This window comes from Chthonomonas sp., assembly GCA_016788425.1.
Taxonomy (GTDB): Bacteria; Armatimonadota; Fimbriimonadia; order Fimbriimonadales; family Fimbriimonadaceae; genus JAEURQ01.
The window spans coordinates 166,902-190,131 of the sequence record JAEURQ010000004.1 but is presented as its reverse complement, the minus strand read 5'-3'; the positions used below and the strand labels follow the sequence as shown (position 1 = coordinate 190,131).

The following is a 23,230-nucleotide window of genomic DNA, read 5'->3' as shown; positions in this document are numbered from 1 at the left end:
GTAGGGACGAGATGGACCGCAAGTACGTTGTTTTCGAAGTAGATAAAGAGTTTTTCGGGATTCCGATTGAGCAAGTGGAGAGAATTCTTGCCGAAATGCCGATCACCAAAATTCCGCGCAGCCCAAAAATCGTGGCCGGCATCTTCGAACTTCGCGGCTCGACGCTGCCCGTGGTGGACCTTCGCGTGCGGTTTGACCGCCCCGCCACCGCCACGAGCAGCAACCTCATCGTGATTCCCGTATCCGGCGAACGAGTCGCGTTGCGCGTGGATCGAGTGGATGGCATCATCGAGCTCGCCGAGGCGGTTATTGACCGCGACCTCGCAATGCTGCGGCAAAAGGAGGACGACTTCATCGCCGGAGTCGCGAAGGACCGCGCGCGGCTCGTGCTGATTTTGGAGCCGGAGCACCTGATTCCCATCCGCGATCGCGCCCGCACGCTCAAACTCGCGGTGGCTTAGCCGACCATGCGCAGGAAGTTGCGCACCAAGTCCATGCCGTGCTCGGTCAACACCGATTCGGGGTGAAACTGCACGCCCTCGATCGGCAAGTGCCGATGCCGAATCCCCATGATTTCGCCGTCGTCGAGGCTCCGTGCCGAGATCAGAAAGTCGGGATGCAGGGTCTCCGCGCGGATCACCAGCGAGTGATAGCGGACCGCCGTAAACGGGCTCGGCACGCCCGCGAACAGGCCCGCGCCATCGTGCTCGATCTGCGAGGTCTTGCCGTGCATGATGCGCTCCGCCCGCGCCACGGTGCCGCCGCTGACCTGCCCCAGCACTTGGTGGCCCAGGCACACGCCAAAAAGCGGCATGGCAAGGTCCTTGTCGCCCGCGAGCATCGCGCTCGCCACGTCTTGGCAAACCCCTGATTCGTTAGGCGTGCACGGCCCGGGACTCAGCATGATCCCTGCTGGGCGCATCGCCCGAATCTGGTCGAGCGACAGCTCGTTGTTGCGGCGCACCACCACCTCGGCGCCGGCCATGCCCAAGTACTGCACCAGGTTGTAGGTGAAGCTATCGAAGTTGTCGATGACGAGAATCATGGGGCGTCCCGGATGACGAAATCGGCCAGCCCGCGGCTCACGCGCGCGGTGGTCCCCACCGGAATCACGTTGAGGGTTTGCGCGCGCTGATCGCTTTGCTGCCGCAGCCGCAAGCCAATGCCCTGGTTGTAAGCGTTGTGGCCAAACCCGGCGACAATCACCATCACGGCGTTCTTGCTGCGCCAACGCATCGCCTTGAGCGCGGAATCGGCCATCGCTGTGTCCCACATCACCATCGCCGCGTAGGTGTTGTCCATCGAACCGCTGTGCCCACCCATCATCGAATCAAAAACCGTGCGATGGTCGGCTTGCGAAACATCGAGCGGCGGCATCTGCGCCAGCATGTCATTGGTCATCGCCTTCACGCCTCCGCGCCCGACGACGCGCACCCAATCGCGCGGAATATTCAGCGCAACCATCGGCAACTTTTTCTCTCGCACGACCTCAAAGATGGGGCGGTACAGGTTGAAATCCATGTTCCAGTCGGTCTTCCAACTCGACCGCTCGGCGAATTCTTCAAGCGTCCAGCGTTGCAGGGTCAAAGGTGCCAGGGAAGCCTGGTTTGGGCGAGTGAACATCTCGAAACCCACCACTACGTCGCGACCGGCGTCCACCAGCGCCTTGATGATCCGCGCCTGATTTTGGTGGTCGCTGAGCTTGTCGTGGCTTTCGCCAACAAACACAAACTGGTAGGGTTTTGCCGCCGCGGCGAGCGCGGCCATATCCACTTGCCGCCCGCTACGAGTCTCGGTGATGCCCGGCTGGAGATCAACTGAGCCCGCGGCACCCACCGGTAGATTGAAGGTGTCAGGCGCGGCCTGAAGCAAAAGGAGGCTGGCGAGGGCAAACATGCCCCGAGTTTATCCTAAGCCTAGCGGCGAGCGGCGACCAGAATCTTGCGCCACTTTTCGCTCAGGTAATCGGTGTCCACGCCACCCTTGCCGCGGCTGCTGTGAATAAAGTAGCCGTTGCCCATGTAGATGCCGGTGTGGCCGATCTTGTTGCGCTTGTTCTCCCAGAAGTACAAACGATCGCCAGATTTCAGATCGTCCAGGCGAGTGATTGGTTTGCCAACGAGCGCTTGTTCACTGGCCGTGCGCGGCAGGTTCATGCCGATTTTGCCGTAAAGTTGTTGCACAAACCCGGAGCAGTCGATGCCGCCCTTGAGGTTATTTCCGCCCCATACGTAGGGCGTGCCGACGTACTTGAGCGCATAGCCGGGGATGCTCGTTTTGTCGAGCCCACTTTCAAATCCGGTTTCGCCGTTCGTAGTTTGCGTTACGTCGTAGGGCAACTTCGCGACCGCGTTGCGGGCGATGTAGCCATCGCGACCATTCTTGAGCTTAACCTTCAGCCAAGTGTCGTACTTACTGTCGTTGACGATGAGATATTCAAACGCCTTGGCGCTGTAATAAACCTTTGCGCGGGCCGCGGGTTGCGCCAGAATTTTGGTTGCCTGCACGGTTTGACCCAACTTGCCGAGCACCTGCTTTTTTGCAAAGGCGGGCAGGGCCAAAGTCAAAATCGCCACGATCGCGGCAATTCGTATCCAGGGTTTTCGGGCGTGCGCAGTCATCCTTTTCAGTTATCGGCACTGTTCTAGACGTTCAAAAGGGTGAGGCAGTTCAGTAGCAGTCGGCCATCGGTTTTTCCGGCCAAGCCATTGACCGCTCGTTCGGGGTGTGGCATGAGGCCCAGCACGTTGCCGCGCTCGTTCACCACGCCCGCGATATCATCGCGACTGCCGTTCGGATTGTCCACGTAGCGAAACGCGATCAAGCCCTCGCCGACCAGCCTCGCGTGAGTCTCGTCGTCGCAGGTGTAGCGGCCCTCGCCATGGGCAATCGGCAACGTGAGGTCCTGCTTGATGTCGCGTGTCCAGAAACTCGTGCGGTTTTCCGCGCGCAACGTGACGTCGCGGCAGACAAATTTTTGACCCTCGTTGAGCAACAACGCGCCGGGCAAAAGCCCGCTTTCGCACAGCACCTGAAACCCGTTGCACGCGCCGATAATCGGGCGGCCTTCCTCGGCGAACCGCTGAACTTCCGCCATGATCGCCGCTCGCGAGGCCATCGCTCCGCAGCGAAGATAGTCGCCGTAGCTAAACCCGCCCGGCACGAACACGGCGTCGAATCCGGCCAGCGAGGTCTCGGCGTGCCAAACAAACTCGGCGCCCATGCCAAGTTCGCGGCAAGCGTACAGCGCGTCTTGGTCGCAGTTGCTGCCCGGAAATCGAAGTACCGCGACTCTCACTGCACGACCTCGTAGCTGTAGTCTTCGATCACGGGGTTCGCCAGCAACTTGCGGCACATGTCGTCAATGCGCGCCGGATCGTAGTTCTCCACGTTCAGCTCAATCATCTTGCCAATCCGCGCGGTCTCCACTTCGCCAAATCCCAAATCGTGGAGCGAGTTGGTCACCGTGCGGCCCGCCGAATCGAGAAGCGAAGGCTTGAGCGTGACGAAGAGGCGGACTTTGGTCATGCCGCTAGTTTACCGAAGCGCTACTCCAGCAACACCCGTTCGGCGAGCACCAAGGCGGCAAAATCGTCGATCGGCACCGGAGGCAGTTGCAGTGTGGAAGGCAACAGCCGTCGCCATCCGCGGCGCGGGTTATGCTCCCAATAACGGGCGCGCGCCTCCTCGCTCGTGTTGCGCTCATCCACCACCATCACGCCGATCGCCGGAAGGTGTTCGCGCAGGCGGCCCACCACCTCTTTGGAGTTGGTGCTCGACCCCACGATGACCATGGCAAAGGGGTGGTTGGCCTGAAACTGTTGCACTCGCGCCACCAGGTCGTCGAGCGGCGCGACCTCGTGCTCGACCAGAGTTAGCGAGCCATCCAGTTCGCGGCGCACCAACGCAAATCCGCATTTGCTGGTACCCGGATCAATCGCCAAAATGGTCTTCGTCATCGGTAGCGAAACTCCATGACGAGGGTGTCCGCGGCGCGGGTTTCGCGAGTGGCGACCGCGATCACGCGCAGGCGTCGCTGGGTGCTCCGCACGTCTTGCACCAGCTGAATCAGTTGCTCCGGACCGACCTCACCGAGCGGCCGCCCGATCGCCGCGATCATGCCCTTTTTCACGGCGGAATCTCGCAAGTCTTTGGTGAAAAATGTGGTCAGTTCCTGCACGACTTGGTCATCCGACTTCGAGCCGTCAATCCGTGCCTCGGCGATCACGTCGCCCGGTTTGAACACCACCGGGTTCTTGCGGACCTGCAACAGCACCGGCACGCTCTCATCCTGAAACGCGTTGAACAGCGAGTTGACGAGGACCACCATCTGGTCCTTGCTGCCCGTGATCGCCTTGATCGCGTCGGCCACTTGCTCATCGGGCGTCTTCACGGTATCGCGGAATTGCACCTGCACCAGGTTCGCCGTCAGGCCGTTGGCATCGGGCTTGGCCCCGAGCTTTTGGGTCTCTCGACGCGCTTGCACGAGCGCGCTTTCCACCTGGATGCGCGCTTCTTCGGCGGTGAGGCCCGGCTGAATGCGGAGCCGCGCCAACTCGTCAAAACGAGCCACGATCAGCGACTTGGTACGCGCGCTTTGCGCATTCGCCTGCAGGCCCTGGCTGATTGTTTGGAGGTCTTCCACGTCGCGAGATAGGGCGTCAAACTGGCCTTGCAACTGTCCGAGTTCGTCGGTGAGTTTGCCGCGCTCTTGGTCCAGATTCTTAATCGCCAGGTCGTACTGTTGGCGCGCCAAATCAAACTCTTTTTGAATCTGCGTCTGGCGAGCGGTGAGGTCCTTGATCTCCCCCTCCTTCGCCTTGATCGAGCGCTCCAACTGCGTGTTTTGCAGGTCCAGTTCGGTCGCGCGCGTGTTCACGGCGCGGAGTTCGCCGTTCACCGAGGTCAACTGCACATTCGCGATTTTGGTCCGCTGTTGCAGGTCGGCATACTCGGCCTTGGCCCGCACCAGTTGCGGTTTCAACACCCGCACCTGCGCGCTGATCCGGCCAAAGTCGCGCTGGAACTTGCCCAACTGGCCCTGCAGTCGCGAGACCTTGCCGGTGAGCGCCATGGCCTGCCGCACCTTGGCCGCAATTTCCTTGTTGCTCGCCTCCAGCTTCGACTGCGTGGTTTTGACCTGGCCGCCGAGCACGCCAATTTCCTTTTGCCGCGCTTCGACTTCGCTGGTCTTGCTGGTCAGGTCGCTGGTCGCTTTGTTGAGCGATTGCCGCGCCACGTCGCGCTGAGCCCGGAGCTGGCTTCCCTCGCGAAGAATCGTGCGCACCTCGCCGCTTGCCAGCGCCATGAGCAGCACGGTCACCAGCGGAATGCTAAAGCCCGCCGCCCCGGTCAGCAACGTCGCCGTATGGCGAGGGCGAAGCTTGAACAACGAGAGGCGCTTTTTACCGAGCTTACGGCCCAAGTTATCCGCGAACAAGGCGACAATCGCCCCGACCACGCAAAACCCCAGAACCACGAGTCCGCCAAATAGATCCATACCCTGTTAATTCTTACGGTGTATTGTGACGCCTGCCACAACTAAGCCGATGACAAGTGGCGTAAATGAAGCCACCCACGCCGGAATAACCTGGCCCCGCGCCCACTGCGACATGAAGTTGCCGATCATCAGATACGCGAAAATGATGAGGACCGCGAGCCAGAAGCCGGTCGCCGCGCCCGTGCGGTGATTGCGAATGCCGAGCGGCGCGCCGACCAACGCATAGATGAGCGCGGCCAGCGGCAAGGCGATTTTGTTCCAGTAGCCGTACTGCAAGTTGCCGACCTGGTCGCGCGTGATTTTGGGGTTCGACTGCGCCTTTTCGATGAGTTCACCCATGCGGCTCATGCTGTAGGCATCGAGGTCCTTTACGCTCGCCGCCTTAATTTCGTCGGGCGTAAAGTCGGGCGGCGGCACCTCGCTGGGCCAGAGCCCTTGCTTCAGCTCCACCACGCTCGTGCCGTCGGCGTTCATCATCACCGCGCGGCCCTTGATGGACCATTCGCGCTCGCTTTTGTACTGCAACGCGTCGGCGGTTACGGTGTACGTGATCTCGCCCTTGGGGTCGTAGGCGCTAATCGTCGCGCCGGTCAACGTGCCCGCGCTAAAGTCAAAATCGGCGGCCATGACCTGCGCGATCAATTGACCCTGCTTGTTGCTCACCGCGTAACTGGTCGCTCGCACTTGCTTTCCGGCGATATTGTTCTTAATCTGCTGCTCAAGCTCCGTTGAGCGGATCGCCGCGCGCGGCACGATGATCTCGTTGAACGAGAACGCGAGCACCGAAACGAGAAATCCGAACGCCGCGACCGGCGCCATGATGCGCCACAAACTGATGCCCTGGGCGCGAAGCGCCACGAGCTCGCTTTCGCCGCTGAGCCGACCAAAGCCGAGCAGGGTCGCGAGCAGCACCGCCATGGGGAAGGTCTTCGCCATGACGCCCGGCACCACGAGCATGGTGTACTCGAGCACCATCGCCGAGCCCGCGCCCTTGACAGTGAACTCCGTGACCTTAAACAGGAAGGTTCCGGCCATGATCAGCACCGTGAAAATGGCGACGCCAAAAATCCACGGACCCAAGATTTCTTGGACGACGAGTTTATCGACGCGCTTCATGATTCAGCGGGCGGGTCGTTGAATTGCTGCCCGAGGTAGTGCTTGCGCACGCTTTCGTCGGCCAGAATCTCCGCCGCCTGCCCCTGCAAGAAAATCTTGCCGTCGATGAGGATGTAGTTTCGATCGGTAATCCGGAGCGTCGCCGCCACGTTGTGGTCGGTAATCAAAATGCCGATGCCCTTGCTTTTCAGCTTGAAAATAATGTGCTGAATCTCCTCGATGGTCACCGGGTCAATCCCGGTAAATGGCTCATCGAGCAGGATGAACTTGGGGTCGGTGGCCAATGCGCGGCCGATTTCAACCCGCCGCCGCTCACCGCCCGAAAGCACTCCCGCCATGCGGTCGAGCTTGTCGGTGATGTGGAGTTCCTCGGCGAGTTCGTCGGTGCGCTCCTTAATCTGCGCCCGCGAATACTTGTTCATCTCCATGACAAGGCGAAAATTGTCGCGCACGCTCAGCCGGCGAAACACACTGGTTTCCTGCGGTAGATATCCCACGCCGGCTCGGGCCCGGCGAAACATGGGCTGGGTCGTCACGTCCGTGCCGTCGAACAACACTCGTCCCTGAGTCGGCTTGACCAACCCCGTGATCATATAAAACGTCGTGGTTTTGCCCGCGCCATTCGGCCCCAACAGACCCACAATCTCGCCCTGCTCAAACTCAAACGTCACCCCGTCCACCACGCGGTTGCGCTTGTATTCTTTCACCAGTCCTTCGGCTTGAATCTTCACCGATTCGGCTCCTTCTTGGGCGTGTAATCCGTGCTACCGGGCTCGCCGTTCATCTCGATTTCGGCCACCTCCCGCTTGTCGTTGAGACTCAAAATCAATTCCGTGCCGCGGTTTTCTCCCTCGAACAACCGCGCCTTGGCGTTGAGCACCACGTTCCCCGTCAGCTTCACGTTGCGCGCCGAATCGTTGTAGGTCAACCCCCCGCCGGTCGCCAGATACTGCTCGGCGAAGCCCTTGTTCGAGCGCGTCATTTTGGCCCGCACCGGCCCGGTGAGGCGAGCGGTTTGCAACGGGTACGCTCCGCGGCCGATGGTCGCGGTGCCGCCCGAACCGGTCAGTTCCACGCTGCGCAAGTCGGTCTCCTGCGTCAATTTGGTCGAACCGTTAAAGTCAAAATCGTCCGTGCCATCGCCCGGCACCATCGTCACCGACCCCGTCGTCGCGCGGAGCGTGCCATTCGCGCCTCCGGTCACGGTCATCGTCACGCCCCCCGAAAGCTCAATGCGCCGCACAGGCTGCTTCGCGCCGGAATCCAGCGGGGCTAATCGCGCCACGGCACTGGCCCCTCGCACGGTCGTCTCTTGACCGCCGCTATCGTGGCGCATGAGCGTCACCGCGCCGGGCGCGCTCAGCACGGGGGTTTCGCCGTTGATGAGGTTCGCCGAGGCCGTGGTCAGCACCGAGCGTCCGCCGCCGTTGTCGAGCGTCACCTGCACATCACCCGAGAACGACGCCGTCTCGATCACGCGCTTGCCGTTCACTTCCTTGAGCGTCCCCTCGATGCGATTGCCGACCGCGACCAAGCCCTTGTTTTTGGATTCGCCGGTGATGCGCCCGCCACTCAGCAGAAACTTCACCCGGCCATCCGCGAGTTCGCTGGTCTTGATGCTGCGCCAACCGCGGATCGTAATGGTCTCGGTTTGAAAGGTCGACTGCGCTCCGGCCACGCCGGTCTGCGCCAGAATCCCCGCCAGCATCGCCAGCTTTAGTTTATTCGGCTTGGGCTCGACCTTCAGTTTCCGCATGAGTGCTTGAATTTTGTCGCGAAACATGTCCGGCGTGCCGATTTCGCGCAGGTCGGCGGTTGCCACAACGGCAGGAATATTCATTAACTTGTACTTGGGAGTGACGACGCCAACCGTATCGCCGGCGTGCAAAAGCTCGTAGCCGGGCAAATATTCCGCGACGCCCGAGGTCAGGGTGCGCCCGTCGGCGGCCTTTATTTCAACGTCGCCGTTGAGCCGCAGGGTCTTTTCGTTTTGGTTGGCTAAGCCCCGGTCGGCCGCGACTTCGCCGGTGAGTTCGCCGTCGCGGTACACCGTGCCCGTCAGCTGCATGAGTTCGCCGCGCGCCTTGCCATCTTCCAACACGAGCGCGGCATCCTTCGCCGAGACGCTCCATTGCGGTTTGCGCGCTTCGTCGAACTGGTGCAGGGTCACCGCGCCGGTCCTAAACTTGCGACGCTCTTCGTCGGCGTTGGCCGTCGAGGCATTTGACTTCTTGGCCCCGCCGGACTTGCCGCCTCCACAGCCACCGATCGCGACAATCGCCATCAGCAGAAGGGGAATAATGGGGAGAGAACATCGCGCCAACGGTTCATTATAGAACCTGCGACCCCCGCGGTAAGTTCCGCCGTTGCCATGTCCGACCGCCGCCAACCCTGCCCGCTCGCGCTGAGCCTCACCCGCGTGCCGGTGAAGCGGTGGGCGACCAAAGCCGACCTGATTACAGCACTGGAGGCCGCCCGATTGGAACTCGAACGCAACCCCGACACTGCGCGCCTTGAGGCTCTGGGCGCTGAGGTTGGCCTGTCGCCGCATCACTTGCAGCGCCTCTTCGCCGCGACCTTCGGCCACAGTCCGCGCGCCTACGGCGAACGCGTGCGATTGCTGCGAGCATGGAGCCACCTCGCGGCCGGGATGAGCGTCTCCGAAACGGCGATAACCGTCGGCTACGACTCACCCCAGCAACTCGCCCGCGTGTTTCGACGGGTCATGGATTGCGCGCCCAGCGAGGTGCGCCGCCTCGTGTCGCCAGACTAGGCGTCGTACTGCACGAGGCCGATCATGTTTCCGTCTGGATCGTAGACCACGGTGCTGTGACCCACGCCGGGCACGGGCGACTTTTCGCCCTCGCCCCGACCGCCACTGGCGTTGGCCTTCGCCACCATCGCATCCAAATCGGCGACCTTAAACCACAGGCTCGGCGACGTCCCGGGCTTGACTGCGTGCACGCGGAGTAACCCGCCGATGTGAGTATCGCCCTGGCCGAACACCACCATGTCGGGAGTGAATTGGCGGAACGTCCAGCCGAACATCCCCTCCAAAAACTGTTGCGAGCGAGCGATGTCGGTGACTTCATACTCGAGATGACAAAGGGTATTCATGCCGTCCATGATGCTTCTATTGTAGGGTCACGTCCCACGGCAATGCGTGGCGATTCTTGCGAATTCAGTACACTTGCTCCCGTATGCAGGTCTATCTCATTCGCCACGGTCAAACCGAGTGGAACCGACTCGGCAAGGCCCAGGGCCACACGGATATTGACCTCGACGAAACCGGCCAGCGGCAAGTGAGCGAACTCGAAACCGCCTTCGCCGGCCGCCCCCTTGGCCAGGTGTGGAGTAGCGACCTTGTGCGGGCAACCAGCACGGCTGCTGCCCTGACCCGCGCTACCGGCGCCGCCCTCACGACCGACGCTGCCCTGCGCGAACGCGCTTTTGGCGAGTGGGAAGGTTTTGCCTACAACGATGTCCACACCCGTCTGCGCGAGGCGAGCGCCGAGGTGGACATCAGCGAGTTTCATGCGCGCCCCCCGGGCGGCGAATCGGTGCTCGACGTGTGGCACCGAGTCGAGTCCATCGTCGCCCGTCTGCGCGAGGCCGAGCAACCCATCGCCATTGTTTCGCACGGCGGCGTGTGCGCTCAACTCCTCGCCCAGCTTTTGCGCGGAACGATGGAGAGCACGCGCTCGTTCCGATTTGAGAACACCGCCATTACCGAGCTTGTCCGTCGTCCCGACGGCTTTTTCCGCCTAGTGCGATTCGGCTGCACCGCCCACCTGAGCGAGCCCAGCGCCCCGATGATTGATGCCCACAATCTTCAAATCCGTTAAGCCGTTTCTGCCCGAGCTCGCCTCGGCGGCGATCCTCTCGCTGGCGTTTCCGCCGGTCAACTTGGTGTTGCTCGCGTTTGTGGGGCTGGCCCCGCTCTTGCGTGCGCTGATCGAGGATTCGGGCAAAGCCGCGTTCTGGCGCGGATGGCGTTTCGGCTACGTTTTCTATCTCATTCAACTTATCTGGCTCGGGCAGTTTGTGTTCAAGTGGACCCAAATGGCGTGGATCGGCATCCTCGTCACGCTCCTCGGACCCCTCGTGTTGTGTTGGGTGTTTGGCTTTGCAGCGCTCGCCGTCAACCGAGCCTGGCAAGTGCGCCGCCCGTGGATCATTCCGCTGGTGTGGCTGCTCGCCGAGTTCGTCGTGGGCCGGCAAGGGCCGTTCGCGTTTCCTTGGTCGCCGCTGGCATTGCCGCTCGCGCAAATGCCGGAGCTCGTGCAGTGGGCCGCCTACGGCCAAATCGGGCTGGTTTCGGCTTGGGTGTGCCTCGCCTCAGTTTGCCTGGTGATGGTGGGCCAAAAGTGGGAGCCGCGCGTCACCGCGCGCTACGTCACCGTGTTCCTGCTCATGTTGGTGGGGACGTTCGCCCTCATGCTGCGGCCATTGCCGGGTCGCAAATTGGTGGTGGCCGCCGCCCAACCGGGCATTGACGTCGCGTTCGGTGATCGCAGCCAACTCGCCAGCGTGTGCCGCGATCTCTACGCGCAAGCCGCCGGCGCGAATCTCGTCGTCTTTCCCGAGCGCATCACCGAGGGTGGCAACCCGCCGTTCGATCCCGACCCGACCTTGCCCGCGCTCTTCGGCGGCTCGCGCACGGTCGAAACGACAACCTACCAAAGCGCGTACACCACCGCGCCCAAGCCCGCCTTTGCCGACAAAACGCAGCTGGTGATCTTCGGCGAGTACGTTCCCTTCCGCCAGTACCTGCCCGCCTCGTTCCGCTTGCCGCAGGCGGACCTCACGCCCGGCGAGACCATCCGCACGCTGAGCGTCGGCGAGGTTCGCGTCGGGCCGCAACTTTGCTTCGAGGCGCTCTTCCCGCACGTCGGCTATTCGCAAACGCAGCAAGGCGCGCAACTCATCGCGGTCATGGCGATTGACGATTGGTACCTAGGTTCCGCCGCGCCGGAGCAGCTTCAACTCGCGAGCCGCATCCGCGCCATCGAGAGCGGTTTGCCGCTCGTCCGCTCGGCGACGATGGGCCGCTCCCTCATCTTCGACGCGTTTGGTCGGACGGTTGCCCTCGCCGAATACGGCCAGCGCCGCGTGATCCGCGCCACAGTTCAGGTTCCGGACGGATCGCCGAACCCGCCCGCGCGCGGCTGGGTGCCGTTCCTCGCCGCGTTTATGGTTCTCGGCGGACTGACCCTTCGGGCTGATCGACGCCCCACGCCCGCTTAAGGCTCATCCAGGCGAGCGCCATGCTGGCAATCGCCCACAGCAGCATCCAAATGGAAGCCGGAATCCCGGTGTAAGCGGCCATGTTTGCGGCGTCGCCCGCTTCTTCGCCTGCCGCCGCGACCTTAAACAGTTCGAACACACCCATGATCGCGGCGAAGCACTGCGCCAAACCGACCACCTGCGCGACGCCGGCCAAGGTTTCGCCGCGCAGAAACGTGCCGCCGGCCACCAACAAACCAACCCACAAAATGCCGATGCCCACGCCGACCGCCGAGCCCCGCACCCAAAACGTCAGCGAGAACAATAGGCACGCGGCCAACGCATACAGGGCGATCTTCGCTCCGCGCGGAGTGCGCGACGCCACCACCACCAGCGCGCCGATGATGCTCGCCCCGACGTAGCCCGCCGAAGCCGTGACCACCGGCGCGCGAGTCGCCAGCATGGTCACGCCCGAGATATCCGATTCCACGCGGATGTAGTCCACGTAGCCGCCCGTGAGATACGCCGCGACGGCGTGGCAAAACTCGTGCAGGTGAGTATTCAGCAGGTACACCGGGAACGCGAGGGAGCGCACCAGCGGCACAAACGGCATGATGCCGATGATCATCGCCAGCCCGACCACCAGCGTCCGGCGCGCGTCGAGTTTCATAGCCCCATTATGAGGGGGAAAAGCGTTTGCAACGAGCCCGCGCTCCGCTTCGTCTGAATCTATCTAGTATTCGCCACTATGGAAATCGTATTTTTGATTGTTGGATTGGCTTTGGGCGGCGGCGTGGCATGGCATTTCTATCGCCAGCATCGCGCCGAGTTTATGCGCGCCGTGGCGCTGGAAGCCGAAAAGTCGGATCTGCGGGTCGAGATCGGTCGCCTGCAAGAAGTCGAAAAGCAAGTCGGTCGCTTGGAGCTAAAGCAAGCAGAATTGGAAGACGATCTCTCCGCTCGCAACGACCAGATTAGCGACTACCGCGAAAAGCTCGCCCGCTCGGAAGAGGAGCAAGAAAGCACGCAGCGCGCCTTCGCCGAAGCGAAGGACCAGTTCGAAGCGGTGTTTAAAGACCTCGCGAACCAAGCGATGAACCAGAGCGCCGAGCAGTTTCTCAAACTCGCCAGCGAGCGATTCGACGGCCTCACCAAGGAGCAACGCTCAGAATTGGAAAAGCGCCAACTGGCAATTCAGGACCTCGTCAAGCCGATCGAAGAAAAGCTGGGCAAACTCGACGAATCTCACCGCGCCATCGAAGAGAAGCGCCGTGAGGAATACGGCACGCTCACCGAGCAAGTCAAGCAGATGATGGACCAATCGCGCAACGTGGACAAAAGCACGCGCGACCTCATCCGCGCCCTGCGCAATCCGGGCGAGCGCGGTCGTTGGGGCGAAGTCCAACTTCGCCGCGTGGTCGAATTCGCGGGCATGATTGAGCACTGCGACTTCAACACGCAGGTGACGGGCGAAAGCGATGCCGGCGGACGTCTGCGCCCCGACATGATCGTTCACGTGCCCGGCGGTCGCGAAATTATCGTGGACGCGAAGGTTCCCTTTGACGCCTACAGCAAGGCGATTGAGGCCGACGACGACGACCTGCGGCGCGAACACATGATCTCGCACGCGCGGCAGGTCCGCAATCACGTCACGAAACTCGGCCAGCGCGGTTACCAAAAGCAGTTCGAAGGCGCGCTCGACTTTGTGGTGCTCTTTGTCCCCGCCGACCCCATGCTCTCGCACGCGCTGGAGCACGATGGCTCGCTCTGGGAAGACGCCGCGCAAAGCGGCGTGATGCTCTGCACGCCGAGCACGCTCATCGTGATGCTCCGTAGTGCGGCAACACTTTGGCGACAAGAGCAGGTCCGTCAAAACGCCAAGGAGATCAGCGACCTTGGCCGCGACCTCTACAAGCGGCTGGGCACGCTGAGCGACCACTTCGGCAAGGTCGGCCGCAACCTCAACCAGGCCGTGAACAGCTACAACCAGGCGATCGGCGCGCTGGAAAGCCGCGTCCTGCCGGGCGCGCGCAAGTTCAAGGAACTCGATACGCACCTCACCGAGGAGATTGACGAGCTTCAGCCGGTGGACGAGCGCACCCGCGTCATCCAATCGCCGGAGCTTAAGGCACTCAAGCCACCCGACGACCGAGCGATCGGTAGCCTGTTCGAACCGAACTAACAAAAAAGCCCCCGAGCAACTCGCTCGGGGGCTTCTGTTTTCAGCGGCTTACTTAAGCGCCTTTTCGATGAGCGGGGTTACCGCCTTTTCGAAGCCATCGCTTGAGCCGGTCCAGTCGCCGATGATCTTGCCCTTCTTGTCCACCAGGACGAAGCGCGGGATGCCGCTGACTTGCAGCTTGCTGGCGAGGCCGTCGTTGCCGATCGTGTTGAGATACGTGTACTTGTGCTTCTTCACGTAATCCATTGCCTTCGCCTTGTCGCTGTCTTCGGTGCCGCCTTCCAGGTTCATTCCGATCACGACCAAGCCCTTTTTGTTGTACTTGGTGTGCAGCTTTTGCATGGTCGGGCTCATCTTGACGCACGGACCGCACCAGGTGGCCCAGAAATCGAGGAGCACAACCTTGCCCTTAAGGGTCGCGTTGGACACCTTCGCGCCGCTGAGGCTCTTGGCCGAGAATGTCGGCAACGCCTTGCCGGTCATGGTCGCCCCGCCTTGTGCGCCGGTTTGCATCGCGGCGATTACGCCAAGACAGCCAAGCCCGGCGATGGTGATTGCTTTTGAAATCGTCATACTGCCTTTCATAACGGGTGAACCCGCCTCGAAGTTCCGAGTTTCTGCCTAGATGGGAAGCGCGTAGGACTCCTTGGGCGAGGCCAACACGAAGCAACTTTGCAACTTGCCCATGCCCTTAATCGAGCTCAGTCGGTCGCGAATCAGCTGTTCGTAGTGGCGCATATTCTGCACGACAATGCGGAGGAGAAAGTCGAATTCCCCGCTGACGTGGTGGACTTCAAGTACTTCCGGAATGCCCGAGACCGAGTTCACAAAGTTCTCAATCGGCTGATCTTGGTGTAGCGCCAGACTGACCTGCGCGAAGATGGTGAGACCGAAGCCCAGTTCTTCGGCGTTGAGGTGAGCGGTATAACCCTTGATGAGGTCGAGCTGCTCCAGCTTGCGCACGCGCTGCAACACGCTCGGCGGCTTGAGCCCGATCTTGCGACTGAGGTCCGCATTGGTAATGCTTCCATCGGCCTGCAAAATGCGGAGAATTTCTAAATTTGTTTCGTCAAGATGCTCTTTCATACCGGTTCTCCTTACTATCTTAGCATGATCCGCGAGTTTTGTCAATGAAAGTTAAACGACTGAGGTTCGATGCCTGGTGCCTTCGCGCGGTGGTGTTGGAGCTGCAATCCCTCGTCGGAATCGAGTGTCAAAACGCCGAGTCGCTGGGCGAGCACGGCGTGGCTCTGCAGTTTTGGGATGGTCGCCCGCACTGGGTTCATATCCGCTCGCACCCCGATCACTACGGCATTCGCCTAGGCGCGGCTCCGCCGCGCGGCGAACGCATGCCGTGGGTGATGACGCTGCGCCGCTCTCTCAACCGCGCGACCCTGGTTGCGGTGGAGCAGATTGCTCTAGAACGCTTGGTGGACTTGGTTTTTGACCAATCGGGATCTAAATACGTTCTCACCTGCGAGCTCATGGGGAAGAACTCCAACATCATCCTACGCGACGCGGACGATCGCGTGGCAAGCGCGGCCCGATTTACCGGCAAAAGCCGCTCCGAGCGAGCGATTCTGCCCGGACGAGCATTCGAGCGCTACCCGCGCGAGCCAAGCGCTATGCTTTCCAGAACTAACCCATCGGGCCCGGGCGGACTTTCGCCGTTTGTGCAAAAGCTGTTGCAGGAGTACAGCCCCGAGCACGTGCTGGATCGCCTCGCCGAAGTCTCGGCCAAGGCGACGCTCGTGCCCGGTTTTGGTGTAACGCCGATCCCGCTAAGCACGGAAACTCTGCAAGAACTATTTGGCGACCAAGTGGTTCCAAAACGATTCAACTCGATCAGCGAGGCCCTCGCCGAATATGAATCAGCGGAGCCCGAACCCGAACGAGAGAGTCTGCGCCACCGCTTGCGCGTGCAGTTGGAGCGCATCGAGCATGCCCGCGCCACGGCGGTGCGTGGCCTGGAAGATGCCGCCGACACCGCTCGCCGCGCGAGTGAATTACAGGAACGCGGCAATCTCATTCTCGCCTACCAAGGCAGCATCCAGCCCGGCGACAAGATGCTGAAAACCTACGACGAACAGGTGATTCCGCTCAACCCTGAGCTCACGCCAGTCGAAAACGCCGAGGCGTACTTCCTACGCGCGCGCAAGGCGAAGCATGGCTCCGACGAAGTGAACGAACAGCTCGAACGCATGCGCAGCGAATTAGTAACCGTTCGGTCCCTTATCACACTGGCCGACCAAGCGACCACGGATGAACAACTGCTTGAAGTCAAAAAGGAAGCGGCCACCCGCAATTGGTTGCAGATTCAGGTCGCCCCGCAGACCAAGCCCAAGGACCGCCCGTTCGAGGGCCACGCGATCAAGGAACTGCTCGCCCCCGGCGGCTACGCCGTGTTTTATGGCGAGAACAGCGATGCCAACGACTTCCTCACGATGCGCATGGGCAAACCCAACGACTGGTGGCTGCACGTGCGCGGCGCTCCGTCTACCCACGTCCTCATCCGGGCGAACAACCAGCCCGAACGCGTCCCGAAGGAAACGCTAACATGGGCGGCGGTCATCGCCGCGAAACATAGCCCGAGTAAGCACGCGCAAATGGTGCCGGTGGATTACACGTTAAAAAGATACGTTCGGCGCCCTAAGGGTTCCAAGCCAGGATTCGTCACCTACACCCACGAAAAGACGATTCATGTTAACCCGACCGGAAAAACTTAGGCCCCGCCTTGACAATTCTGCCAAGAGTTGGCTAAGATAACTAAGTTGTCCGAGCAACACGGAACCCTGCCGAGGTGACCGCTATGATTAACTTCAACATTTGACTTCAACCCATCGCACGATGCGATAGCCGCGCTAACCTTGCGCCCCGCGAAGTCATCCGCCTCGAACCCAATACACGCCTGTTCGCCGGGGTTTTGCCTCGCCTGACCGTCCATTTCCTTTTTTCACATGAGCTTAACTTCTAATTCCGAGAGCCTAGAACCGGCTCCTCAAGGGCGAGATCAGGAACTATTGATCTCGCTCGACTCCGACCTTAATCAAGAGTTTCAGTTCGGCACCCTCAGCATGGAGGTGACCGCCGAAACCGTGCGCGTCTCCGAACCCAACGGCGTCGAACTCTTGCGCCTTCCCATCGCCGACATCGCAACGGCGCGAAACGAGCCGGTGGTCGGCGGCGGCATTCTGCAAGTCACCACCAAGGCGGGCGAAATCGTCCCGGTCATCAGCTATACGCACACGCTCGGCGCGAAGTTTAGCGAGGCCGCGCGCGGCATTGAGCAACTCGCCAAAGGCGAACCGCTCAGTATCAATCTCAAGCGCGAAATCACGCGCTGTCCCAAGTGCTCGCGTCTACTGCCCGAGGCCGATGGCGTATGCCCCGCTTGCGTAGACCGCGGCAAAACGCTGGCCCGCATCCTGCGCTTCGCGGGTCCGTACAAAAAGCAAGCGGCGTTTCTCGCCATCATGAGCCTGGTCACCACCTCGCTCAACCTGTTGCCGCCCTATTTTCAGGGTCGGCTCATTGGCGAGGTCTTCGAAACGAAGTCCAACCTGAACATCCTGTGGATGCTCATCACGTCGTGGGTGTGCGTCGCCATCACGGTCAGCGCGCTGAACGTCACGCGCGACCGCTTGGTCGCCTGGATGAGCGGCAACATCGCCGCCGATCTCCGCGCCACGGTGTATCGCGCCATCGAGTTTTTGCAGCTCACGTACTTCGATAAAAAGCAGGTCGGGGCAATCTCCAGCCGCGTCACGAGCGACACCGACCGCGTGTGGGGCTTCCTTGTCGAGGGCGTTCCCTACTTCCTCAACAACGGCCTTATGCTGGTTGGGGTTATTGCGTTCTTGTTCATCATCAATCCGCTCATGGCGGCGGTGGTGCTCATTCCCGTGCCCATCGTCACGCTCATCGGCGTGGTGTTTTGGAAGCCGCAAAGCCAACTCTTCCACCGCGTGGGCCAAAAGTGGGCGCGATTCCACATTCACCTTAACGAGTCGTTGCACGGCATCCGTGTGGTGAAGGCATTCGCCAAGGAAGACCGCGAGTTTACGAAGTTTCAAAACCGCAACTTCGAGCTCCGCGACGCCGGTGTCAAGGCCGACGCGCGCTGGTTTACGATCTTCGGCGGAATGATGTTCTTCACGACCATCGGCACCATTTTGTGCTGGGCGATGGGCGGCTGGTTGGTCGCGCAAGGCAAGCTGAAACTCAGCGAGTTCTACATGGTGCAAGCCTACTTGGCGCTGGTTTATGGCCCGCTCCAATGGTTCGCGGCGGTCAACAACTGGTTCAGCCGAGCGATGGCTGGGGCCGAGCGTATCTTCGAGATCGTGGACATGCAGCCGGAAACCTACGGCAAGCGTGAAGCCGGCTACGAAATGGCCGGCGAAGTCGAATTCGACAATGTGCGCTTTGGTTACGACAAGTCGAACCCAGTGCTCAAGGAGATGAGTTTCGTCGCCAAGCCGGGCGAAATGATCGGCCTGGTCGGAAAGTCGGGGGCGGGGAAATCCACCACCATCAACCTCATCGCACGGTTTTACGAGCCGGATGCAGGGGCGATTAAGATCGACGGCCGCGACTATCGCGAGATCGCGCTACAAGACCTGCGCGAGCAGATCGGCATCGTGTTGCAAGAGCCGTTCCTCTTTAACGGCACCATCGGCGAAAACATCGCTTACGGTCGTCCGGGAGCGAGCTTTGACGAGGTGATTGAGGCCGCACGCGCCGCCAACGCGCACGAGTTTATTCTCAGCAAGCCCGATGGTTACGACACAATGGTCGGCGAGCGAGGTGCCAAGCTCAGCGGCGGCGAGCGTCAACGCGTTAGTATCGCCCGAGCGATCTTGCACAACCCGCGCATCCTCATCTTGGACGAGGCGACTTCGAGTGTGGACGTGGAAACGGAAAAGAAGATTCAGGAGGCCATTGGTCGCCTGGTCAAGGGCCGCACCACGTTCGCCATTGCCCACCGCCTCTCCACTCTTCGCGAGGCCAATCGCCTGATCGTGCTCGACAAGGGCAAGATCGTGGAGACCGGCACGCACGAGGAGTTGATGACCAAGAAGGGCGTGTTCTACGACCTGGTACAAACCCAAGCCAAGATCCAAGAGATCATCGGCTTCGACATCGAAAGCGACGTGGTGCCCGATGCTCAGTTTTAACATCCGGCTCATGGATATGGAGCGCGAGTTGGGCGTTTACGCCCGCATTCGCTCCATGATCGATCAAGAAGAGATCACCGAGGAAGTGGTCCGCGAGCGCTGGGCCAACTACACGGCTCTCACTCACGAGATTGTGGTCGCCGAGCGCGATGGCCAGCTTCTTGGCATGGCGCGTTGGGGCCGCATGTACTACGAACCCGAGGGCTTGTATCAAATCTCGGTCGGTGTCTTCCCCGAGTTCCGGCGTCAAGGCGTGGGTCGGGCGCTGGCTCGCCACGTCATGGACAGCCGCATCGCGGCGGGGGCCAACAAGCTCATGGGCGGCTGCTACGCGCAGTTTCCTGAGAACGAGTTGTTTGCCCGGGAGATGGGGTTCAGCTTCAAGATGCGGTACGTGGACCAAGAGGTGGAGCTTCCAAGTTCGATCACCGTCCCGTTGCCCGACGGCATTGAGGTCGAGGTGTTTCAGGCGGCCAGTCCCGACGACGCGCGGTTGCAGGAAATCTATGACACGTACGCCGAGGCCGATAGCGATGAGCCGCTGACCCGGGAGACCGGAGTTCCGAGCCGCGAGGTGTGGACGAACTATTGGAAGCTGGCCGACTACAACGAAGGACTCATTGTGGTGGCCCGCGAAAACGGCGTCCCGGTTGGGCTATGCCATTCGGTGCGACGGCAAGATCACTTCGACACCGGCTTCACGGGAACTCGCCGCGCGGTGCGCGGTCGCGGCATCGCCAAGGCGCTTAAGGTGCGGCTGATGCAAGAAGAGGCCAACCGCGGCACCTCCAAAATGGCGACCTGCAACTCCTCGCTCAACCAGGCGATGCTCGCCATCAACCGTACGGTCGGATTCCACATCACGTCCGAATTCGACATTTGGGAACAAATGGTTCCAAATTCACAATCATGAACACAGCAGAACTCTTTTTCGAACCGAAGGACCGGTTGCGCATGACGCTTCCGGAGGATCGCAGCTACCTGACGGTGGTACCCAAATGGGCGTCCCCAATCAGCCACCCAAGCCGGTACTTGTGCCTGCTCGATGGCAAGGGCACCGAGATCATGCTCCTTCCCGACCTCGATAGCGTCTCCCCGCTAGCCCGCCAAGCGTTGGAGACCGAAATCCAGCGCCGCTACCTCACGTCCATGATCCACAAGATCACGCACGCCAAGGTGGAATTTGGCGCGACGTATTGGCACGTCATCACCGAGCGCGGCGAGCGCGAACTCGTCACGCAAAGCCTGCAGGAAAACGCGCAGTGGCTGAGCGACGTGCACCTGGTGCTGCTGGATGTAGACGGCAATCGCTTCGAAATCGCGAACATCAACGAACTCGACCCCAAGTCGAAGCAGTATCTGGAAGCAATTTTGTAGTCAGTCGGTACCCAATTAACATCTAGCGTTTGGTGCCGCCCATGGCGTAGAATCTCGGTATGTCAACGACGACCGAGATTCGCGCCCCGCGCGGCACCACCCTCTCTTGCAAGGGCTGGCACCAAGAAGCCGCCCTGCGCATGCTCATGAACAACCTCGATCCCGAGGTCGCCGAGCGGCCCGAGGACCTGGTGGTGTACGGCGGAACCGGCAAAGCCGCCCGCAACTGGGATGCGTTCCGCGCCATCGTAAGGTCGCTGCAATCGCTCGAAAACGACGAAACCCTCCTCATCCAAAGCGGCAAGCCGGTAGGCATTTTCCGCACCCACGCCGAGGCGCCTCGCGTGCTCATCGCCAACAGCAACCTGGTCGGCAAATGGGCCAACTGGGATCACTTCCGCGATCTTGAAGATAAGGGCCTCATGATGTACGGCCAAATGACCGCCGGCTCGTGGATCTACATCGGCACTCAAGGCATTGTCCAAGGCACGTTCGAAACCTTCGCCGCCTGCGCCGACACCCACTTCGGCGGCACGCTCGCCGGGCGGCTGGTCGTGAGCGGCGGAATCGGGGGCATGGGTGGCGCTCAACCGCTCGCCGCGACCCTCAACGGCGCGTCGTTCCTGGGCATCGACGTCGACCCGACGCGCATTCAAAAGCGCCTGGAAACGGGCTACATCGACCGCATCGCCTTCACCCTCGACGAAGCCATGGCCATGCTCGAAGGCCGCCCCGCGCTGAGCGTCGGTCTGGTCGGCAACTGCGCCGACGTGCTGCCCGAAATGATCCGCCGCGGCCTCATTCCCGACGTGATTACCGACCAAACCAGCGCGCACGATCCGCTGGGCGGCTATGTCCCCAACGGCATGACCTTGGCCGAGGCAAACGCGCTACGAACCGCCGACCCCGACCTCTATATTCAGCGCAGCATCGCCACCATGGGCGCCCACGTGCGTGCCATGCGCGACATGCAAGATGCCGGGGCGATCGCCTTTGATTACGGCAACAACATCCGCGCCTACGCGGTGGAAGCCGGCGTCACCGATGCCTTCGAGATCAAGGGATTCGTGCCCGAATACATCCGGCCGCTCTTCTGCGAAGGCAAAGGCCCGTTCCGATGGTGCGCGCTCAGCGGCGACCCCGCCGACATCGCCCGCACCGACCGCCTGATGCTGGAGCTCTTCCCCGAGAACAAGACCCTGCGCCGCTGGATCGAAAACGCCGCCCCCAAGATCAAGTTCCAAGGGCTCCCCGCCCGCATCTGCTGGCTGGGTTATGGCGAACGCGCAAAGGCTGGGCTCGCCTTTAACGAACTCGTGCGCACTGGGGAAGTCAGCGCGCCCATCGTCATTGGCCGTGACCACCTCGACTGCGGTTCGGTGGCCTCGCCCAACCGCGAAACCGAAGCCATGCGCGACGGAACCGACGCCGTGGCCGATTGGCCATTGCTCAACGCGATGGTCAATACCGCGGCCGGGGCCAGCTGGGTTTCGCTGCACCATGGCGGCGGCGTGGGCATTGGCTACAGCCAGCATTCCGGCATGGTGGTGGTGGCCGATGGAACCGAGGCGACGGCTCGCCGTTTGGAGCGCGTGCTGACCTCCGACCCGGGCATGGGCGTGATTCGACACGTGGATAGCGGGTACGACGAGGCCGATGCCTGCGCCCGCGAGCACGGCGTCCGCATCCCGATGTGGGAGTAAGGTCGCGCGGGTAACCTTGCCCGCATGACCACAAACCACGCCGACATCCGCATTGGCACGCTCGCCAAGCTGGATGACGCTCACACATACCTGCCCCAAATTCTCCCGCACGGCTTCGAGAGCTTCTCGCTTACGAGTTGGGCGCGAGTTCCGGAAGGCATCAACTGGGCCGAACGGGGTCAGCAAATCCGCGACATCTGCGGCGACCAGGCGGTTATCAGCAGCATCGGCGTGTACGGAAACCCCATGCGCGACGACTTCACGCGCGACGCGTTCGCCGAGTTCATCCGCAACGCGCACCACTTCGGCGCCAAGGTGGTCTGCGGGTTCGCAGGTGCCATTGAGGAAAAGAAGATTGACGAGCAGATGGACGAGTTCCGCGCGACGTGGGAGCCGCTCGCCAAACTCGCCGAAGACCACGGCGTCAAGATCGCCTTTGAAAACTGCGACATGGGCGGCTATTGGGAGCGCCCGGCCTGGAACATTGCGCACTCGCCGCGCGCCTGGGAAATGATGTTCGACGCCGTTCCGAGCGATGCCATGGGGCTGCAGTGGGAGCCCTGCCACCAAATGGTCAGCTTCATCGATCCGCTGCCACAACTCCGCAAATGGGTGGGCAAAATCCACCACGTCCACGGCAAGGACGCAACCGTTGCGCACGATCTGGTGCGCGAACTCGGCACGCGTAGCGGCAAATTTGTGGTGTTTCACCGGACGCCGGGCTTCGGCGATACGAATTGGGCCGACCTCATCACCATCCTTCGGCAGGCCAAATGGGAGGGCTGCATTGACATTGAGGGCTGGCACGACCCGGTCTATCGCGACGATCTGGAGATGACCGGCCAAGTGTTTGGTCTTAACTATCTTAAAGCGTGCCGCGGCGGGCCATTTGTCCCCAATCCGAGCTAGGAATTCGCCCCGCTTTCCAGGTACAATTTAGGTTCAAATC

General features: G+C 61.4%; 25 protein-coding genes. 11 read left to right on the top strand and 14 right to left on the bottom strand.

Annotation, left to right across the window (positions count from 1 at the left end; translation table 11 throughout):
• Positions 1–11 precede the first annotated feature (11 nt).
• Positions 12–461: a purine-binding chemotaxis protein CheW gene (locus JNJ45_10755; protein MBL8049147.1), complete on the top strand. Its 450-nt coding sequence runs from the start codon at positions 12–14 to the stop codon at positions 459–461.
• Here JNJ45_10755 and JNJ45_10750 read toward each other — a convergent pair.
• The 10 genes from JNJ45_10750 to lptC are packed head-to-tail and all read right to left on the bottom strand — an operon-like array spanning position 458 to position 8,939.
• Entirely contained in the window at positions 458–1,045 is a 588-nt protein-coding gene (locus tag JNJ45_10750; GenBank protein MBL8049146.1) for an aminodeoxychorismate/anthranilate synthase component II, read from the bottom strand. The genes JNJ45_10755 and JNJ45_10750 overlap by 4 nt on opposite strands.
• Positions 1,042–1,896 (bottom strand): ChaN family lipoprotein, encoded by an 855-nt coding sequence (locus JNJ45_10745; GenBank protein MBL8049145.1) that lies wholly within the window; start codon positions 1,894–1,896, stop codon positions 1,042–1,044. The genes JNJ45_10750 and JNJ45_10745 overlap by 4 nt, the downstream gene beginning before the upstream one ends.
• Positions 1,897–1,916: 20 nt before the next feature.
• Positions 1,917–2,621: a C40 family peptidase gene (locus tag JNJ45_10740; protein ID MBL8049144.1), complete on the bottom strand. Its 705-nt coding sequence runs from the start codon at positions 2,619–2,621 to the stop codon at positions 1,917–1,919.
• A 23-nt stretch (positions 2,622–2,644) separates the two neighbouring features.
• Entirely contained in the window at positions 2,645–3,298 is a 654-nt protein-coding gene (gene purQ / locus JNJ45_10735; protein ID MBL8049143.1) for a phosphoribosylformylglycinamidine synthase subunit PurQ, read from the bottom strand.
• On the bottom strand, positions 3,295–3,528 hold the full coding sequence (purS, locus tag JNJ45_10730) for a phosphoribosylformylglycinamidine synthase subunit PurS (GenBank protein ID MBL8049142.1): 234 nt from the start codon (positions 3,526–3,528) through the stop codon (positions 3,295–3,297). The genes purQ and purS overlap by 4 nt, the downstream gene beginning before the upstream one ends.
• Positions 3,529–3,548: 20 nt before the next feature.
• Positions 3,549–3,959 (bottom strand): Holliday junction resolvase RuvX, encoded by a 411-nt coding sequence (ruvX, locus tag JNJ45_10725; GenBank protein MBL8049141.1) that lies wholly within the window; start codon positions 3,957–3,959, stop codon positions 3,549–3,551.
• Positions 3,956–5,500: a DUF3084 domain-containing protein gene (locus JNJ45_10720; GenBank protein ID MBL8049140.1), complete on the bottom strand. Its 1,545-nt coding sequence runs from the start codon at positions 5,498–5,500 to the stop codon at positions 3,956–3,958. Before JNJ45_10720 ends, ruvX begins: the two co-directional genes overlap by 4 nt.
• A gap of 6 nt (positions 5,501–5,506) precedes the next feature.
• On the bottom strand, positions 5,507–6,616 hold the full coding sequence (locus JNJ45_10715) for an LptF/LptG family permease (protein MBL8049139.1): 1,110 nt from the start codon (positions 6,614–6,616) through the stop codon (positions 5,507–5,509).
• Complete coding sequence (gene lptB, locus JNJ45_10710; GenBank protein ID MBL8049138.1) at positions 6,613–7,347, bottom strand: LPS export ABC transporter ATP-binding protein; 735 nt, start codon at positions 7,345–7,347, stop codon at positions 6,613–6,615. Before lptB ends, JNJ45_10715 begins: the two co-directional genes overlap by 4 nt.
• Positions 7,344–8,939: an LPS export ABC transporter periplasmic protein LptC gene (gene lptC / locus JNJ45_10705; GenBank protein ID MBL8049137.1), complete on the bottom strand. Its 1,596-nt coding sequence runs from the start codon at positions 8,937–8,939 to the stop codon at positions 7,344–7,346. The genes lptB and lptC overlap by 4 nt, the downstream gene beginning before the upstream one ends.
• Before the next feature lie 48 nt (positions 8,940–8,987).
• On the opposite strand from lptC, the gene JNJ45_10700 reads away from it, so the two are divergent.
• Positions 8,988–9,389: a helix-turn-helix domain-containing protein gene (locus JNJ45_10700; protein ID MBL8049136.1), complete on the top strand. Its 402-nt coding sequence runs from the start codon at positions 8,988–8,990 to the stop codon at positions 9,387–9,389.
• On the opposite strand, the gene JNJ45_10695 is transcribed toward JNJ45_10700, so the two are convergent.
• Positions 9,386–9,742 carry a VOC family protein gene (locus JNJ45_10695; GenBank protein MBL8049135.1) on the bottom strand — a complete coding sequence of 119 codons (357 nt, stop codon included), beginning with the start codon at positions 9,740–9,742 and terminating at the stop codon, positions 9,386–9,388. The two genes, JNJ45_10700 and JNJ45_10695, sit on opposite strands and share 4 nt — an antisense overlap.
• A 74-nt stretch (positions 9,743–9,816) precedes the next feature.
• Here JNJ45_10695 and JNJ45_10690 point away from each other — a divergent pair, with 74 nt between their 5' ends.
• Positions 9,817–10,461, top strand: a complete 645-nt coding sequence (locus JNJ45_10690; protein ID MBL8049134.1) for a histidine phosphatase family protein — start codon at positions 9,817–9,819, stop codon at positions 10,459–10,461.
• Entirely contained in the window at positions 10,436–11,863 is a 1,428-nt protein-coding gene (gene lnt / locus JNJ45_10685; GenBank protein ID MBL8049133.1) for an apolipoprotein N-acyltransferase, read from the top strand. Before JNJ45_10690 ends, lnt begins: the two co-directional genes overlap by 26 nt.
• On the opposite strand, the gene JNJ45_10680 is transcribed toward lnt, so the two are convergent.
• A complete protein-coding gene (locus tag JNJ45_10680; protein MBL8049132.1) occupies positions 11,808–12,512 on the bottom strand; it encodes a M50 family metallopeptidase in 705 nt (234 codons plus the stop codon). The two genes, lnt and JNJ45_10680, sit on opposite strands and share 56 nt — an antisense overlap.
• Positions 12,513–12,590: 78 nt before the next feature.
• On the opposite strand from JNJ45_10680, the gene rmuC reads away from it, so the two are divergent.
• Positions 12,591–14,024 (top strand): DNA recombination protein RmuC, encoded by a 1,434-nt coding sequence (rmuC, locus tag JNJ45_10675; protein ID MBL8049131.1) that lies wholly within the window; start codon positions 12,591–12,593, stop codon positions 14,022–14,024.
• A 48-nt stretch (positions 14,025–14,072) separates the two neighbouring features.
• Here the strand turns inward: rmuC and JNJ45_10670 are convergent, their stop codons facing one another.
• Positions 14,073–14,597 carry a TlpA family protein disulfide reductase gene (locus JNJ45_10670; GenBank protein MBL8049130.1) on the bottom strand — a complete coding sequence of 175 codons (525 nt, stop codon included), beginning with the start codon at positions 14,595–14,597 and terminating at the stop codon, positions 14,073–14,075.
• Positions 14,598–14,645: 48 nt separating this feature from the next.
• Positions 14,646–15,110: an Lrp/AsnC family transcriptional regulator gene (locus tag JNJ45_10665; GenBank protein MBL8049129.1), complete on the bottom strand. Its 465-nt coding sequence runs from the start codon at positions 15,108–15,110 to the stop codon at positions 14,646–14,648.
• A gap of 44 nt (positions 15,111–15,154) precedes the next feature.
• Here JNJ45_10665 and JNJ45_10660 point away from each other — a divergent pair, with 44 nt between their 5' ends.
• The 6 genes from JNJ45_10660 to JNJ45_10635 all read left to right on the top strand — a co-directional run bounded on the left by JNJ45_10660 (position 15,155) and on the right by JNJ45_10635 (position 23,190).
• Positions 15,155–16,750: an NFACT family protein gene (locus JNJ45_10660; protein MBL8049128.1), complete on the top strand. Its 1,596-nt coding sequence runs from the start codon at positions 15,155–15,157 to the stop codon at positions 16,748–16,750.
• 294 nt (positions 16,751–17,044) lie between these two features.
• On the top strand, positions 17,045–19,201 hold the full coding sequence (locus JNJ45_10655) for an ABC transporter ATP-binding protein (protein ID MBL8049127.1): 2,157 nt from the start codon (positions 17,045–17,047) through the stop codon (positions 19,199–19,201).
• 10 nt (positions 19,202–19,211) lie between these two features.
• Positions 19,212–20,114 (top strand): GNAT family N-acetyltransferase, encoded by a 903-nt coding sequence (locus JNJ45_10650; GenBank protein ID MBL8049126.1) that lies wholly within the window; start codon positions 19,212–19,214, stop codon positions 20,112–20,114.
• Positions 20,111–20,578, top strand: coding sequence for a DUF1854 domain-containing protein (locus JNJ45_10645; GenBank protein MBL8049125.1), 468 nt, complete (start codon positions 20,111–20,113; stop codon positions 20,576–20,578). The genes JNJ45_10650 and JNJ45_10645 overlap by 4 nt, the downstream gene beginning before the upstream one ends.
• Before the next feature lie 59 nt (positions 20,579–20,637).
• Positions 20,638–22,281, top strand: coding sequence for a urocanate hydratase (gene hutU / locus JNJ45_10640; protein ID MBL8049124.1), 1,644 nt, complete (start codon positions 20,638–20,640; stop codon positions 22,279–22,281).
• A 24-nt stretch (positions 22,282–22,305) separates the two neighbouring features.
• Positions 22,306–23,190, top strand: coding sequence for a sugar phosphate isomerase/epimerase (locus JNJ45_10635; GenBank protein MBL8049123.1), 885 nt, complete (start codon positions 22,306–22,308; stop codon positions 23,188–23,190).
• Positions 23,191–23,230: the final 40 nt, after the last annotated feature.

Excerpts from the sequence above, each read along its gene's own strand:
- JNJ45_10680 (MBL8049132.1), bottom strand. The coding sequence starts at position 12,512 with ATGAAACTCGACGCGCGCCGGACGCTGGTGGTCGGGCTGGCGATGATC.
- JNJ45_10690 (MBL8049134.1), top strand. The coding sequence starts at position 9,817 with ATGCAGGTCTATCTCATTCGCCACGGTCAAACCGAGTGGAACCGACTC.
- JNJ45_10645 (MBL8049125.1), top strand. The coding sequence starts at position 20,111 with ATGAACACAGCAGAACTCTTTTTCGAACCGAAGGACCGGTTGCGCATG.
- JNJ45_10740 (MBL8049144.1), bottom strand. The coding sequence starts at position 2,621 with ATGACTGCGCACGCCCGAAAACCCTGGATACGAATTGCCGCGATCGTG.
- JNJ45_10755 (MBL8049147.1), top strand. The coding sequence starts at position 12 with ATGGACCGCAAGTACGTTGTTTTCGAAGTAGATAAAGAGTTTTTCGGG.
- purS (MBL8049142.1), bottom strand. The coding sequence starts at position 3,528 with ATGACCAAAGTCCGCCTCTTCGTCACGCTCAAGCCTTCGCTTCTCGAT.
- JNJ45_10715 (MBL8049139.1), bottom strand. The coding sequence starts at position 6,616 with ATGAAGCGCGTCGATAAACTCGTCGTCCAAGAAATCTTGGGTCCGTGG.
- hutU (MBL8049124.1), top strand. The coding sequence starts at position 20,638 with ATGTCAACGACGACCGAGATTCGCGCCCCGCGCGGCACCACCCTCTCT.
- JNJ45_10700 (MBL8049136.1), top strand. The coding sequence starts at position 8,988 with ATGTCCGACCGCCGCCAACCCTGCCCGCTCGCGCTGAGCCTCACCCGC.
- JNJ45_10670 (MBL8049130.1), bottom strand. The coding sequence starts at position 14,597 with ATGACGATTTCAAAAGCAATCACCATCGCCGGGCTTGGCTGTCTTGGC.
- rmuC (MBL8049131.1), top strand. The coding sequence starts at position 12,591 with ATGGAAATCGTATTTTTGATTGTTGGATTGGCTTTGGGCGGCGGCGTG.
- lnt (MBL8049133.1), top strand. The coding sequence starts at position 10,436 with ATGCCCACAATCTTCAAATCCGTTAAGCCGTTTCTGCCCGAGCTCGCC.
- JNJ45_10650 (MBL8049126.1), top strand. The coding sequence starts at position 19,212 with ATGGATATGGAGCGCGAGTTGGGCGTTTACGCCCGCATTCGCTCCATG.
- JNJ45_10665 (MBL8049129.1), bottom strand. The coding sequence starts at position 15,110 with ATGAAAGAGCATCTTGACGAAACAAATTTAGAAATTCTCCGCATTTTG.
- JNJ45_10695 (MBL8049135.1), bottom strand. The coding sequence starts at position 9,742 with ATGGACGGCATGAATACCCTTTGTCATCTCGAGTATGAAGTCACCGAC.
- JNJ45_10720 (MBL8049140.1), bottom strand. The coding sequence starts at position 5,500 with ATGGATCTATTTGGCGGACTCGTGGTTCTGGGGTTTTGCGTGGTCGGG.
- JNJ45_10635 (MBL8049123.1), top strand. The coding sequence starts at position 22,306 with ATGACCACAAACCACGCCGACATCCGCATTGGCACGCTCGCCAAGCTG.
- JNJ45_10660 (MBL8049128.1), top strand. The coding sequence starts at position 15,155 with ATGAAAGTTAAACGACTGAGGTTCGATGCCTGGTGCCTTCGCGCGGTG.
- ruvX (MBL8049141.1), bottom strand. The coding sequence starts at position 3,959 with ATGACGAAGACCATTTTGGCGATTGATCCGGGTACCAGCAAATGCGGA.
- JNJ45_10750 (MBL8049146.1), bottom strand. The coding sequence starts at position 1,045 with ATGATTCTCGTCATCGACAACTTCGATAGCTTCACCTACAACCTGGTG.
- JNJ45_10745 (MBL8049145.1), bottom strand. The coding sequence starts at position 1,896 with ATGTTTGCCCTCGCCAGCCTCCTTTTGCTTCAGGCCGCGCCTGACACC.